Origin of the sequence: uncultured Maribacter sp. (assembly GCF_947496775.1) — a bacterium.
Classification (GTDB): Bacteria; Bacteroidota; Bacteroidia; order Flavobacteriales; family Flavobacteriaceae; genus Maribacter_B.
In genome coordinates this window covers 65,346-79,101 of the sequence record NZ_CANMDU010000009.1, presented here as the reverse complement: position 1 = coordinate 79,101, position 13,756 = coordinate 65,346, and the positions used below count along the sequence as shown (strand labels likewise).

Annotated in this window: 15 protein-coding genes; 1 reads left to right on the top strand and 14 read right to left on the bottom strand. The window is 33.1% G+C overall.

Translation table 11 applies throughout. From position 1 onward, the window contains the following. Positions 1-2: 2 nt before the first annotated feature. From Q0856_RS14160 to Q0856_RS14145, 4 genes are read right to left on the bottom strand one after another with little or no spacing between them, the layout of a single operon-like run. Positions 3-980 carry a MoxR family ATPase gene (locus Q0856_RS14160; protein WP_298479370.1) on the bottom strand — a complete coding sequence of 326 codons (978 nt, stop codon included), beginning with the start codon at positions 978-980 and terminating at the stop codon, positions 3-5. A gap of 30 nt (positions 981-1,010) precedes the next feature. Continuing rightward, positions 1,011-2,195: a hypothetical protein gene (locus Q0856_RS14155; RefSeq protein ID WP_298479373.1), complete on the bottom strand. Its 1,185-nt coding sequence runs from the start codon at positions 2,193-2,195 to the stop codon at positions 1,011-1,013. Further along, positions 2,188-2,874, bottom strand: a complete 687-nt coding sequence (locus Q0856_RS14150) for a hypothetical protein (RefSeq protein WP_298506071.1) — start codon at positions 2,872-2,874, stop codon at positions 2,188-2,190. The genes Q0856_RS14155 and Q0856_RS14150 overlap by 8 nt, the downstream gene beginning before the upstream one ends. 25 nt (positions 2,875-2,899) lie before the next feature. Next, the gene (locus Q0856_RS14145) at positions 2,900-3,877 is read right to left on the bottom strand and encodes a stage II sporulation protein M (RefSeq protein WP_298479379.1); all 978 of its coding nucleotides are present in this window, start codon (positions 3,875-3,877) and stop codon (positions 2,900-2,902) included. Positions 3,878-3,899: 22 nt separating this feature from the next. Between Q0856_RS14145 and Q0856_RS14140 the strand changes: the two genes are divergently transcribed. After that, positions 3,900-4,658 carry an RDD family protein gene (locus tag Q0856_RS14140; protein ID WP_298506068.1) on the top strand — a complete coding sequence of 253 codons (759 nt, stop codon included), beginning with the start codon at positions 3,900-3,902 and terminating at the stop codon, positions 4,656-4,658. A 174-nt stretch (positions 4,659-4,832) separates the two neighbouring features. Here Q0856_RS14140 and Q0856_RS14135 read toward each other — a convergent pair whose 3' ends face one another. The 10 genes from Q0856_RS14135 to Q0856_RS14090 form a co-directional block, all read right to left on the bottom strand. Continuing rightward, a complete protein-coding gene (locus Q0856_RS14135; protein WP_298506064.1) occupies positions 4,833-5,228 on the bottom strand; it encodes a DUF805 domain-containing protein in 396 nt (131 codons plus the stop codon). A gap of 88 nt (positions 5,229-5,316) precedes the next feature. After that, positions 5,317-5,685 (bottom strand): DUF805 domain-containing protein, encoded by a 369-nt coding sequence (locus tag Q0856_RS14130; protein ID WP_298506061.1) that lies wholly within the window; start codon positions 5,683-5,685, stop codon positions 5,317-5,319. A 145-nt stretch (positions 5,686-5,830) separates the two neighbouring features. Continuing rightward, entirely contained in the window at positions 5,831-6,892 is a 1,062-nt protein-coding gene (locus Q0856_RS14125; RefSeq protein WP_298479393.1) for an NAD(P)/FAD-dependent oxidoreductase, read from the bottom strand. Positions 6,893-6,898: 6 nt separating this feature from the next. Continuing rightward, positions 6,899-7,687 carry a uroporphyrinogen-III C-methyltransferase gene (gene cobA, locus Q0856_RS14120; RefSeq protein ID WP_298506057.1) on the bottom strand — a complete coding sequence of 263 codons (789 nt, stop codon included), beginning with the start codon at positions 7,685-7,687 and terminating at the stop codon, positions 6,899-6,901. Between the two features lie 8 nt (positions 7,688-7,695). Next, positions 7,696-9,786, bottom strand: a complete 2,091-nt coding sequence (locus Q0856_RS14115) for a nitrite reductase (RefSeq protein WP_298479399.1) — start codon at positions 9,784-9,786, stop codon at positions 7,696-7,698. A gap of 144 nt (positions 9,787-9,930) precedes the next feature. After that, the gene (locus tag Q0856_RS14110) at positions 9,931-11,178 is read right to left on the bottom strand and encodes a GTP-binding protein (protein ID WP_298479402.1); all 1,248 of its coding nucleotides are present in this window, start codon (positions 11,176-11,178) and stop codon (positions 9,931-9,933) included. Between the two features lie 115 nt (positions 11,179-11,293). Further along, positions 11,294-12,193, bottom strand: a complete 900-nt coding sequence (cysD, locus tag Q0856_RS14105) for a sulfate adenylyltransferase subunit CysD (RefSeq protein ID WP_298479405.1) — start codon at positions 12,191-12,193, stop codon at positions 11,294-11,296. Positions 12,194-12,204: 11 nt separating this feature from the next. Further along, positions 12,205-12,828 (bottom strand): phosphoadenosine phosphosulfate reductase family protein, encoded by a 624-nt coding sequence (locus Q0856_RS14100; protein ID WP_298479408.1) that lies wholly within the window; start codon positions 12,826-12,828, stop codon positions 12,205-12,207. Between the two features lie 14 nt (positions 12,829-12,842). Beyond that, positions 12,843-13,106 (bottom strand): DUF2061 domain-containing protein, encoded by a 264-nt coding sequence (locus tag Q0856_RS14095; RefSeq protein WP_298479411.1) that lies wholly within the window; start codon positions 13,104-13,106, stop codon positions 12,843-12,845. Between the two features lie 220 nt (positions 13,107-13,326). Next, a complete protein-coding gene (locus Q0856_RS14090) occupies positions 13,327-13,737 on the bottom strand; it encodes an Rrf2 family transcriptional regulator (RefSeq protein WP_298479413.1) in 411 nt (136 codons plus the stop codon). Positions 13,738-13,756 lie beyond the last annotated feature (19 nt).

Below are 13,756 nucleotides of genomic sequence, written 5' to 3'. Positions count from 1 at the left end.
CCTTATTTAGGAATTTCTACACTTTGTAAAATATCGTTGATTATCTGAACCGACGTTATTCCTTCCATTTCTCTTTCTGGCGTAATTATTACACGGTGCTGCAATACAGGAATAGCAATTTGCTTAATATCTTCTGGAGTAACAAAATCTCTTCCATTTATCGCTGCAAAGGCCTTACTAGCCTTTAATACTGCAATAGATGCTCTTGGTGAAGCCCCTAAATACAAGAAAGGGTTATTACGAGTATTTAATATTATTTCTGCTATATATTTTATTAAATGTGGCTCTACAATTACTTGAGAGATTAACCCCTGATAAGCAATAATTTTCTCTTTGCTTAAACTATTGGTTATTTGGGCCAACTTTGTCGTTTTTAGTTGATGCTCTCTAGTTATTATTTCAATCTCATCCTGTAAATTGGGATAATCGATGGTTATTTTAAATAAAAAACGATCTAGTTGCGCCTCCGGCAAGCGATAGGTTCCTTCTTGCTCTATAGGATTTTGCGTTGCCAATATCATGTAAGGGGCCTCTAAAGGATATTTAACCCCATCCATAGTAACTTGCCTTTCCTCCATAACCTCAAACAAAGCTGCTTGAGTTTTTGCCGGCGCTCTATTTATTTCATCTACTAAAATAATATTAGAAAAAATAGGACCTTTTTTAAACTCGAAATTGGACGTTTTCAAATTAAAAATAGACGTTCCTAATACATCAGACGGCATTAAATCTGGGGTAAATTGAATTCTACTAAAATCAACTTCTAAAGATTTTGCTAACAATTTAGCGGTAATAGTTTTTGCAACACCTGGAACCCCTTCTAACAAAACATGGCCTTCTGCAAGAAGCGCCGTAATTAAAAGGTTTGCTATGTGTTTTTGCCCTACAATTACTTTAGACAATTCCGCTTTTATTTGCGCTACACTAGTCTTTAGTTCTTCTAAGTTTAATCTACTATTAAATTCAATATCGTTTTCCATACTATATTGTTTTACCCTCGAAGGGATGTATTATTTTCTTTTATAGAATTTTTCTATTTCTTTATTTAATGTAATTAATGGTTCTTTAGTTCTAAATGAATGCGATTTCATTTTAATAATTAAACTCACTAATTGCTGTATTTCTTCGACCGACTTACCTGAGCGCAAGGCCAACTTAGTTATAAAATCTTCATTTAAACGCTCTGTAGACAAGTGATATGTACTACGGACATGTTCTAAAAAATGAATGATTGTTTTTTGTATAATACCATTATAATCTTGCGCTTCATAATGTAAATTACTAACGGTTTGCACAAACTCGGTTGTTGTATTCTTTAAAGGCTCTTTTATTGGGATTATTCTTTGTCTACGTTTTGCATTAAAAAGTATAAATAACCCTATTGCAATTAACAATAAATACCACCCCCATTTTAAAGGCTCTTTAGATAAGATATAGCGTAATGGACTATTACTTATTTCTGGATCTAACTTTATAGCTTTATCTATTAATACAGGTAACGTAGGCAAATAGGAAATCACTGTACTGACATAACTTGCGCTTTCCGCTTCGAGTATTTGGTAATTTGTAAAAACTTCTGGGGTAGTATGAATATAAAATACCCCATCTCCATACGGTATTCCAATAAAGTTCGTGTGTTTTTGTGCTTTTTTAGGTTGTATAAATCCTAATTTCTTAAAAGTCATTGTAGAATCTACAATATAACTAGTTCCATAAGGAATTTTTGGTGTGTACTTCAACGTATCTTTTGTATAATTTAAAGATACCGTTGCTTCTTTTTGTTTTAATTCTACAGGATTATATGCTATTTCAAAGCCTAAAGTATCTTGTACATATTGCGGAAAATGGTACGCCGATATAAAAGCCTCATTACCATATTCTACATATTGCAATAAAGAATTAAAGGAAGTATCATCTATAGTATACCTACCAGAAATACTCACATAATTTTTTAAAGTATCCTTTTCTTGCATTCGTAAATGCTGGTCGTACTCATAAAAAGTAGTATAGACTTTTTTAGAAGACTTTCCTTTAAAATAAAATGGAAGCTGCTCATAAAAAACCTTAGTATCCATAGGCTTTGTATGCGTTTCATCAAATGTTGGCGTCCAATCTACGTCATTGCTCTGATTGGTAACTATTAGTATAAATACCACTAGAACTGCCCCAAGTATAAGCATTGTTTTTTTACGCATTTTTAAACGATTTTAAAATTTGCGCATATACCAAAGATGCGGTTTTATATTCTTCTTCGTCTATAGTAAACTCTCCATACCAAATATAGGTATAGTAATATGTAGCCTTGTTAAACCCTGTAGAATAAGAAGTACCTTCTAAATCCAAAGAATAATCATACGTTGTTTTTTGAGAATCGTAACTAATTACACTGAATTCATCTAACTTTTTAAGAAGTAGTAAATAGTTATACCTAACTGCTAATCTATAATCCTTATTTTGAAGAGCTTCTTTAATTAGGACCTCAAAATTCACTTCATGTATATCTTCTCCTATCTCATAGTTAAGTTCCTCAGTTTCCTCTCTTTTTCTACTAAAAAGCCAACGACCTTCTTTATTGAGAATCATCCTCACAATAATATAGACCACTCCTAGTATTACAAGTATGTAAAACAAGGTTTCTAAATTACTTAAGATATTAGAACCTCTTTCACTATTTACACTAAACCAACTATCCAATTTATCTAACAGCCACGCCTTAATTTTATCTAGCCAAGAAACGGACTCCACATAATCATATGCACTTCCTCTGTACTCTTCTTTAAAAGAATTAGGAAGTTTCCTAATTTCTTCTGGAACATCTTTTACAGTCCCCTCTTGTGCGACAGCAGAAGTTAACCTGATTGAAAAACCAAGCATGCACAAAAAATAAATAATGTATTTTTTATTTTTCAAGACCACTAGTGATTATTTTTTTATGCACTTTATACGGATATATTAAATAGTAATAAGAAATAAGACCCAGCGTTCCAAAAATTATTAAAAGTGCCAAAAAAATAGGCATACTATCTGAGTAACGCGTAACAAACCCTTCTAAAAAACCTGCCGCTATAGTAAACGGAAATGTACTTATTACAATTTTAATACTGTCTCGCATTCCTCTTTTAAAGGATACCATTCTAGAAAATGTTTTAGGAAATAAAATACTTGCTCCTAAAAGGAAACCGGCTGCCCCTTCTATAACTATGGCAAATATCTCCATTGCTCCGTGTATCCATATTCCTTTAGCACTCTTCCAAAGAACATCTTGTTGTTCAAAAAAATATTGAAATGCCCCAAGCATAATCCCATTTTGCAATAAAACGTAGGCTGTACCAATACCACCGGTAACACCATAAGCAAAACTCATTAAACCTACTTTTAGGTTATTAAAAGTTATCCCTATAAAACTACCCCAATTACTACCACTCTTATAAACTGCTACAGGATCGCCATTTTCAATATTTTGCAATGTTTTATTTACGTAGTCGTCTCCTAATATTAAACGCACAAAAGTATCATCATTGGCCGCAGAGACAATTCCTACAAGGACCGCAACTAAAAAGAATGCAAAAGAATATAGAATATATCTTTTATATTGATATAACAACAAAGGCACTTCTACTTTAAAAAAGTAAACAAGTACATTTGCTTCTTCCCTTTTTGTTTGATATATTTTTTGATAAACTCGTACAGCAAGATTATTAAGATATGTTACAAGTTTGCTTTTTTTGTAGTAAGTTTGAGCGTACGCTAAATCATTAATTAAATGCATGTATAAATTAGCCAAATCATCCGGATTATCTACTTTTTTTTGTGCAATGGCCTTTTCAAATTGCAACCATTTTTCCTTATTTTGTCTAATGAAGGCGACTTCTCTCATGCGTAACAAATAAAACTATATAATGGCAGAAATACAAATTACGACTACTCAAAATGTAACTATTGCATTTACTGCTGCTGAAGTAGGAGAACGTATTTTAGCGTACTTTATTGACCTAGTTATAAAAATAGCTTATGTAGGAGTTATACTATTTCTTATAGGAAGCTTTTCTAGCTCGGGTGGTATAGAATTAGAAGAGAACTTTAATGTAGACCCTTGGAGTGTTATGGCTATCATTATTATTCTTGGAGCCCCTGTTTTTTTCTATACCATTATATCCGAATCTTTGCTTTTAGGACAAACCGTTGGAAAAAAATTAGTAAAAATACAAGTCGTAAAAATTGATGGATATAGAGCCACTTTCTTAGACTTTTTTATTCGTTGGGTAATGCGTTTTGTTGATATTAATATCTTTTCTGGTGTAGTAGCCTTAGTTTCCATTGGAAGTTCTAAAAACCATCAACGATTAGGAGGAATGGCTTCTGGAACTGCTGTTATAACTTTAAAAAACAAAGTAAATATTAGCCATACTATATTACAAGAAGTGGCAGACAACTACAAACCTACCTATCTTTCTGTTATAAAATTATCGGATAACGATATGCGAATAATAAAAGAGAATTTTTTAAGAGCAAAAAAGGCTAATGATTTTAAAACTATTCTACTTTTAAAAGAAAAAATTATTGGGGTAATAGAAGAAGATCCTCTTCCCGATGTAACCGCAGAAAATTTTATTAAGTGTATTCTTAAAGATTACAACCACTTTACAAAGAACATGTAGATTCCTATGATAGTTGATGGTTAGGAAGAAAAAAATCCTGTCCTAAAAAACTAAGTATGAAGAGATTTTTCTGAGGAAAAGAATTGGAAAAAATAGAAGATAGAATAAAGACTAAAGACTTAAAAGCTTGGCCGTATCACATTTGACTTTAGACTTTAAACTTCTATATAAAGCCTACACTTCCTCTACGCCTATATCATCAATTTCATTATCCATTGGTTGCTTAGGGTCGATTCCATACGAATTAGAACCGTATTCGCCATCTGTACACATTAAAACTAAGTACCAAATATTACCGATTAAGGGAATAAAACGCACAAAAAAATATCCTCCACTCTTACCTTGATCATGCAACCTTCTTACCGCCAAAGCTAATGAAGGTACAATTATCCCTAATATATACAAGCCTAACGGAATCATCATATACTCCTCTAGACCTATTGCTTCTGAGATGAATACTACACCAAAAATTATAATAATATTAAACAACACAAACATCCAATACTCCTTGCGCCTTGACCTTCCTGAAAAATCTGCATACTTTTTAAAAGCCATTAAATACCACTCCATGCTATAAATTTTAATGAATATTTTAAACGAAAAAAGAGATAAAACTAGTATGTTTTATCTCTTTTAAATTTTATCTTCTCGAAAAGGATTATGCTTCTGAAACTCCTATTTCGTTTAACTCGTTATTAGGGTTTTTAGGATTTGCGCCCCATTTATTATCTCCCTCTTCACTATTAGTACACGCCAAAATAAGATTATAGATAGGTATTAATAAAAACCAGCCGCTTTTACCAACATCGTGCATTCTTCTTACCCCTACTGCAATACCCGGAACAAGTACCGCTAACGAATAAATAGAAGACAATATAGACAAAGAAGGCATTTCCAAGCCTAAAGCAAGACCCATTATTCCGTAAGAAATAATTATATTAAATAAAAAGAACATCCAATATTCTTTTCTTCTTGCCCTTCCTTTAAAATCTGCGTATTGCTTTAAAACTTTTAAGTACCAATTCATAATTCTGTTTTTAGGTTATCGTTATTAATAAAAACTAAACGTCCTAAAAATAAAAAAATTACTATTACATACTCCATTTAAATAAAAAACCTCCTAATCATAAAGATTAAGGAGGTTTTCCTGACTAATTAAAAATAAACTATTTTTAAGCTATACTCTGAATTACTTCTTTTTTAGCTTCTTTTTTACTTCCATCAAAACCTTCAACTCCACCTACGGTTGTGTACTTCATCACAAAACGTTTATTAGGGTTTATAATTTTATATGCATACTGACACATTACTGCCGCTTCATGAAAACCAGAAAGTATCAATTTCAACTTTCCTTCGTATGTATTTACATCACCTATTGCAAAAACTCCTGGTATATTCGTTTGATAATCTTTTGCATTATTTACTTTAATAGCATTTTTCTCTATCTCTAAGCCCCAATTACCTATTGGTCCCAATTTTGGAGATAAACCAAATAAAGGAATAAAATTATCTACTTCTAAGTAAGTATCCTCTTTACCTTCATCTTTATGCTTAATAACTACAGCTTTTAGAGCATCATCACCATGTAATTCCTTTATCTCTGCTTCGGTGTATAATTTTATCTTTCCTAGTTTAGCTAACTCTGATGCCTTTTCTACAGAATCTAAAGCTCCACGAAACTCATTTCTTCTATGAACTAAAGATACTTCAGATGCGACATCTGCTAAAAATATAGACCAGTCCAAAGCAGAATCGCCTCCTCCTGCGATTACCACTTTTTTATCGCGATATACTTCTGGATCTTTAATCATATACGCAACTCCCTTATCTTCAAAATCTTGAATATTAGTCAAAGGCGGTTTTCTTGGTTCAAAAGACCCCAAACCTCCTGCAATAACAACCACCGGAGCGTTATGCTGTGTACCTTTATTAGTTGTTACTACAAAAGTACCATCCTCTAATTTATCTAAAGTTTCTGCTCTTTCTCCTAAAGTAAACCCTGCTTCAAAGGGCTTTATTTGCTCCATTAAATTATCTACTAAATCTCCAGCCAAAATTTCCGGAAATGCTGGAATATCGTAAATAGGTTTTTTAGGGTAAATCTCTGAACACTGTCCTCCAGGTTGTGGTAATGCATCAATAAGATGACATTTTAATTTTAATAATCCCGCCTCAAATACGGTAAACAAACCTGTTGGCCCTGCACCAATTATTAATATATCTGTCTTTATCATTTTACTCTAACTTAATTCTTGTATATATGTACTTACAGCTTCTTTCAATGCCGCTCTATGCTTGACTACTTCTCCTATTATTATAATCGCAGGATTTTTCAACTCCTTACTTGCGACGATTTCTTCAATATTTTTTATTGTTCCTATCCCTACTTTTTCATTTTTACGAGTACCATTTTGGATAATAGCAATTGGTAACTCGGATTTTTCTTCACTCTTAAAAAGAGAAACTATTTCAGGTAGTTTACTCATGCCCATTAAAATAATCACGGTAGCATTAGACTTAGCGGCCAATGCAACATCTGTAGATAACACATGATTTTTTGTTGTCCCAGTAATTACCCAAAAACTCTCCGAAGAACCTCTTTTTGTCACAGGAATGTTCTGCGACGCAGGCACAGAAACAGATGAAGATATACCTGGAACCACTGCTACATCTACTCCATGTTTAGCAGCATATTCCATTTCTTCTGCACCACGACCAAAAACAAAAGGATCTCCGCCTTTTAAACGAACTACTTTTCCATGACTCTTTGCTCTACTAACAATTAGTTCATTTATCTGATCTTGTTGATACGAATAACACCCTCTTCTTTTTCCAACAAAAATATGCTCAGCATTGTCTGCATATTTCAATAACTTTACATCTACCAAAGCATCGTACAAAACAACATCGGCATCTTGTAATGCTTTTGCTCCCTTAATCGTTAGTAAATCTACATCTCCAGGACCCGCTCCTACAACGGTTAAAAGTCCATTAGGGTAGTTATTATATGTTTTGCTTTGCCTTTTCATTTTATATATTACGCTTGCGCTAATTCTTTTTCTCTAAAAGCCTCAATAGCTTTTAAAAATGCTTTTGCGTCTTCTAAATAATTTACCGCAAATTCTTTTGTTGGCTCTTGCTTATTTAATTGAAGGACTAATTCTTCAAAAGAAGTTGATAAAGCTATTCTTTCTGATGCAACAAAAGTTTTGTCAAAATCTTTTATTATACCAATATGTGTATTTGTTTTTACATTTTCTGCTGTTAATATTGCTTTTGCTGTATTAACCATAGAAGAATAAGAGTAATAAATACTAGCTGCATACTTCTCTACTTCCAAAGTTTCTTCTGCACTTTTTATTTTCTCTTCACTATCAAACAAAAGTGTTGCTATTAAATCTATAACCACACCAGCACATTCTCCAACTCCAATTGCCTTTACATATTCTTCCGAGTTTCCCCAGTCGATAAAATCTTCTTGTGTTAAATTATCTACAGCAGTTAAATGCTTTAGAAAATCATAAAAATAGTGCTCTCCTTTATCGGCATAATAATCTGCAAAAGACAAACCGTTTCCATTTGCATTAAAATCATTTAAGATTAAGCGTAATGCTTCTGGGCCTCTTTTACTTGGTATTTTTACTACTTTATCTGCAAATCTGCCTTCTCCATTACCAATATTACCACCTCCTAATAAAACTTGTAATGCCGGAGCTACTAATTTATCTTTTGTTCTTACAGACATACCTTGGAAACCTATATTAGCCATATTATGCTGCCCACAAGCATTCATACATCCACTAATTTTTATAACCACATCTGGATTATTAATATAGTCCGGATATTCTGCTTTCATTACTCTCTCTAACTCCTCTGCAATACCCGTACTACTAGCTATACCTAAGTTACAAGTATCTGTACCAGGACATGCCGTAATATCTATTGCTTTATTATAACCCGCTTCCACAAAGCCTAATTTCTCTAACTCTGTATAGAAAAAAGGAACTAATTCTTCTTTTACAAACGGAATTATAAAATTTTGACGTAATGAGAAACGAACTTCATTCGCCGCATATTTTTCTATTAAATCTGCCAATTGACGAGCTTTATCTATATAAAAATCTCCTAAAAGAACTTTTACTCCAATGGCTACATAACCTTCTTGCTTTTGAGGTATTATATTAGTAGACTTCCATGCATCGAAAGCTTTTTGGTCCGCTATCTCCACAACCGGAGTTTTTACTTCTGCAATTTTATATGCCGGATATGCCTCAGCATCTATAGCAAAACTCTGAAAAGGAAGCGCTTTTTGCTCTTGTTCTAATAATTCTTTAAAGCCATCTAAACCAAAATCTTTTAATAAGAATTTTAAACGTGCTTTAGCTCTACTTTTACGTTCTCCGTATCTGTCAAAAACACGAACAACACCCTCCATTAAGGGAACAATTTTATCTGTAGGCAAGAAAGAATATAATTCATCTGCATGACGAGGTTGGGATCCTAAACCTCCTCCTAACATAATCTTAAACCCTCTTACTCCGTTTTCTATTTTAGCAATAAAACCAATATCGTGCATATAAGAAAGCCCTGTATCTGCATCAGAAGAAGAGAACGAAACTTTAAACTTACGGCCCAATTCTTGACTAATAGGATTTCTTAAAAAATATTCAAAAATTGCCTGCGCATAAGGAGAAACATCAAAAGGCTCATCTACATCAATTCCTGCTGTTTCACTAGCAGTAACATTACGAACTGCATTACCACAAGCTTCTCTCAAAGTAATATCAGACTTTTCTAGTTCTGCCCACAATTCCGGCGTTCTATTTAAATCTACATAGTGAATTTGAATATCTTGACGCGTAGTAATATGCAAACGTCCTGTAGAATACTCTTCGGAAACATCTGAAATTCGCCTTAATTGCTCTGAAGTAACTTTACCGTATGGCAATTTAATACGAATCATTTGCACACCTTCTTGACGCTGACCGTATACACCACGTGCTAAACGTAGGCTTCGAAATTTTTCCTCGTCTAATTTTCCATTGTGAAACATTTCGATTTTATTTGCTAAATCGATAATGTCTTTTTCTACAACCGGATTTTCAATTTCTGATCTAAAACTTTGCATATAAAATTCCCTCCTAACCTCCCCAAAGGGAAGGAACACTTACTCGGGTAAAGCAAGAGTATTGTTGTTATTATTTTTAAAAACCTGCAAAATTTTAATTTTTGTAGGATAATCTAGCTAACTCTCCCATTTAGGGTTAAGGGGCTATTGAATAAAACCCGCCCCAACCGTATTGTTAGATTGGCTATCTATTAAAATAAAAGAACCGTTCGTTCTATGATTTTTAAAAGCATCAAAGAAAATTGGCTTATTTAGTTTAAAAGTTACTTTGGCTATATCATTCATACCAAGTGCATCTATACTCTCATCTATACCAGAATAATCTGGATTAATTCTATGATGAACACGATCCACCTTGGCTAGTACTTTATTTACACCATGTTGAATTACATATTTATTGCCAGCCGCTAATTTTTGCGAATCCATCCAAGAAATTGTTGCTGTAAATTGCTTATCTATAGTAGGTAAATCACCTTCTTTTACTAACATATCTCCTCTACTAACATTTATTTCATCTTCTAAGGTTATAGTAACCGAAGACCTTCTAGATGCTGTTTGGAATTTTTCATCATTAAAATAAATTTCCTTAATTTTTGATTTGGTTTGCGATGGTAATGCAACTACATTATCTCCTACACTTAACTCCCCGCCATATACCTTACCTGCAAACCCTCTAAAATCATGAAATTCATCGGTTTTAGGGCGAATTACGTATTGCACTGGAAATCTAGGTGTGCCCGCATTTGAAACAGCAGCCAAATCTAACCCCTCTAAATGTTCTAATATAGTCCCTCCGTTATACCAAGGCATAGCATCGGTCTTATTTACCACATTATCTCCTTTAAGTGCACTTACAGGTATAAATGTAATATTCTGATTTTCATAATCTCTTTTACTCATTAATTGCTCAAAATCTGCTTTGATAGCATTATAAGTTTCCTCAGAATAGTCTACCAAATCCATTTTATTAATCGCAACAACAACCTCTTTTACTCGAAGTAAATTATTGATGAAAAAATGACGATTTGTTTGCTCTATAACCCCTTTACGAGCATCTATTAAAATAATAGCTGCTTGTGATGTAGAGGCGCCTGTTACCATGTTACGAGTATACTCCACATGACCTGGAGTATCTGCGATAATATAACTTCTCTTTGCTGTAGAAAAATAAATATGAGCAACATCTATTGTAATTCCTTGCTCTCTTTCCGCTACTAAACCGTCAGTTGCTAAAGAGAAATCTAAATAATCATACCCTTTCTGTTTACTGGTTTTTTCAATAGCCTCTAACTTATCTGTTGTTAAAGATTTTGTATCGTATAGAATTCTACCGATTAAAGTACTTTTTCCATCATCTACACTACCTGCTGTTGCTATTTTTAGTACATCCATGTTCTTTATGCTGTTGGCTCTTAGCTTTTGGCTGTTTACCTAATTTTAAATTTGTTTAACTTTCACTAATGGCTAACTGCCATGAGCTAGCGACAAAATTTGCTTTAGCAAATTTCTAGAAATATCCTTGTTGCTTACGTTTTTCCATTGCTGCCTCAGAACGTTTATCATCAATACGCGCTCCTCTTTCAGAAATAGTAGAATCTCTAATTTCCTGTACTACAGATGATATATCTGCTGCATCAGAAAAAACTGCTGCTGTACAACTCATATCACCAACTGTTCTAAAACGAACCATACGCTCTATTACCTCTTCATCATCCTCTTGGTATACAAATTCTGAATGCGACCAGATTAATCCGTCTCTTAAGAATATTTTTCTTTTGTGCGCAAAGTATATCGATGGAATTTCTATTTCTTCCTTCTCTATATAAGACCAAACGTCTAATTCTGTCCAATTAGAAATTGGAAAAACACGGACATTTTGCCCCAATTCAATTTGTCCATTCAACATATCGAACAATTCTGGTCTTTGATTTTTTTCATCCCATTGTCCAAAATCATCTCGTACAGAAAAAATACGCTCTTTTGCTCTTGCTTTTTCTTCATCTCTACGAGCTCCACCTATACAAGCATCGAATTTAAATTCTTCAATAGCATCTAACAAAGTTGTGGTTTGCAAAGAATTTCTACTAGAATATCTCCCTGATTCTTCTTTTACTTTTCCTTGATCAATAGAATCTTGTACGTTACGAACAATAAGTTCTAACCCAAGTTCTTTTACCAATCTATCTCTAAATTCTATTGTCTCAGGGAAATTATGTCCTGTATCAATATGCATTAAAGGAAAAGGAATTTTAGCTGGCCAAAATGCCTTTTGTGCTAAACGCACCAATGTGATAGAGTCCTTACCTCCGGAGAATAACAATACTGGTTTCTCAAATTGAGCGGCCACTTCTCTAAAAATATAAATGGCTTCATTTTCTAATGCATTAACATGTGATGTATCTTTCATCTTTTATATTTTTAGGTGTGTAATCCACACTCTCTATTTTCTAAAACTTTTGTTGGATCAAAATATTTATGCTCATTGGGTAATTTATGTTCTTCTAAATACGCATCTAATTGCGCATCTTCCCAATGATAAAAAGGACTTACTTTTAATACTCCGTCTTTGCTTACACTAAAAATATCTAACGTATTACGCAATGCTGTTTGCCCTTTTCTTAAATTCGTAAACCAAACATCTGGCTTATGCTCTTGCATAGCCCTACCAAATGGCTCTAATTTTACTTGTTCTGTGAAAATTGCATGGTTTGGATCCTCAATGCCAGGTATTCCCATTACCGCATCTCTATGAGAAGATGTCTGCTTGGGAACATACAAATGTATGTTTAAACCCAATGTATCTATTAACTCTTCCGCATGCTTATACGTGTTTGGAGTATTGTAGCCGGTATCACACCAAATAACTTTGGTATCTTTATCAACGACTGTTACGGCGTGCAAAATATTAACCTCATAAGGTCTAAAATTAGTAGTAACCACAGCATTATCTGCATGCTCTAAAGCCCAAGAAACAATCTCACTCGGAGATGCTTCTGCGAACTTTTTGTTCCATTCTACTAATACATCTTCTGTATATTTCATTATACTTTTCTTATTTATTTGCCCCATTTTATTCCATTCCAAATACGTTCATGGAAAAAATACAATATCATTTTTGTTATAAAATCGATAGATGCAATAGAAGCTGCTACAGATATTTTACCTGTTAAAATATAAGAAACAATTAAAGTATCTAACGTACCTATAACTCTCCAACTTAACGCCTTTGCAACACTACGAATTGGTTTTTCTGATTTCTTATCCTCATCAAACTTACTTTTAGTGGCATTTTTATCTAAAATCAACTGGTCAGCAATCATTAAATTATTGTTTTTCTATTACCCTATAGATTTAATAGGATAATCAAAAGTAATATTATATTTTAATCTAAGACGTTAATAATTTACTAATATTACTTTTACCCTATCGATTTAGTAGATTAATAAAAAAAAGCTTAAACGATCAAGAATAATGAACTAAAAAAGCTCAAAATCCAAAAATAAAACACTCTTAAATTTCCAATAAATATTTCTAGATGACCTAATTAAGGATATCTGCCAAGGTATTGTTACGATAAACTTGCAGGGTACTATCTCTTATTTGCAGCATTAATTTATTAACCGAGCAGGTGTGCTCATTTGGGCAGTCCTCACATTTTTCGTAGAAATTAAGACTCACACAAGGCACCATAGCAATAGGACCTTCTAGCACCCTCATAACATCAGTCATTAAAATCTCTTTTGGCTCTTTTAGTAAGTAGTATCCTCCGCCTTTTCCTTTCTTAGATCCTAAAAACCCATTTCTCTTTAACGTAAGTAAAATACTTTCCAAAAATTTTTGAGAAATATTTTCTTGCTTGGCTATCTCTGCTATTTGTACAGGATCTTTATCCTTTTGAGTAGCTAAAAAACTAAGCGCTTTTAGTCCGTATTTTGTTTTTTTAGATAGCATAGTACGAAGATAGGGAAAT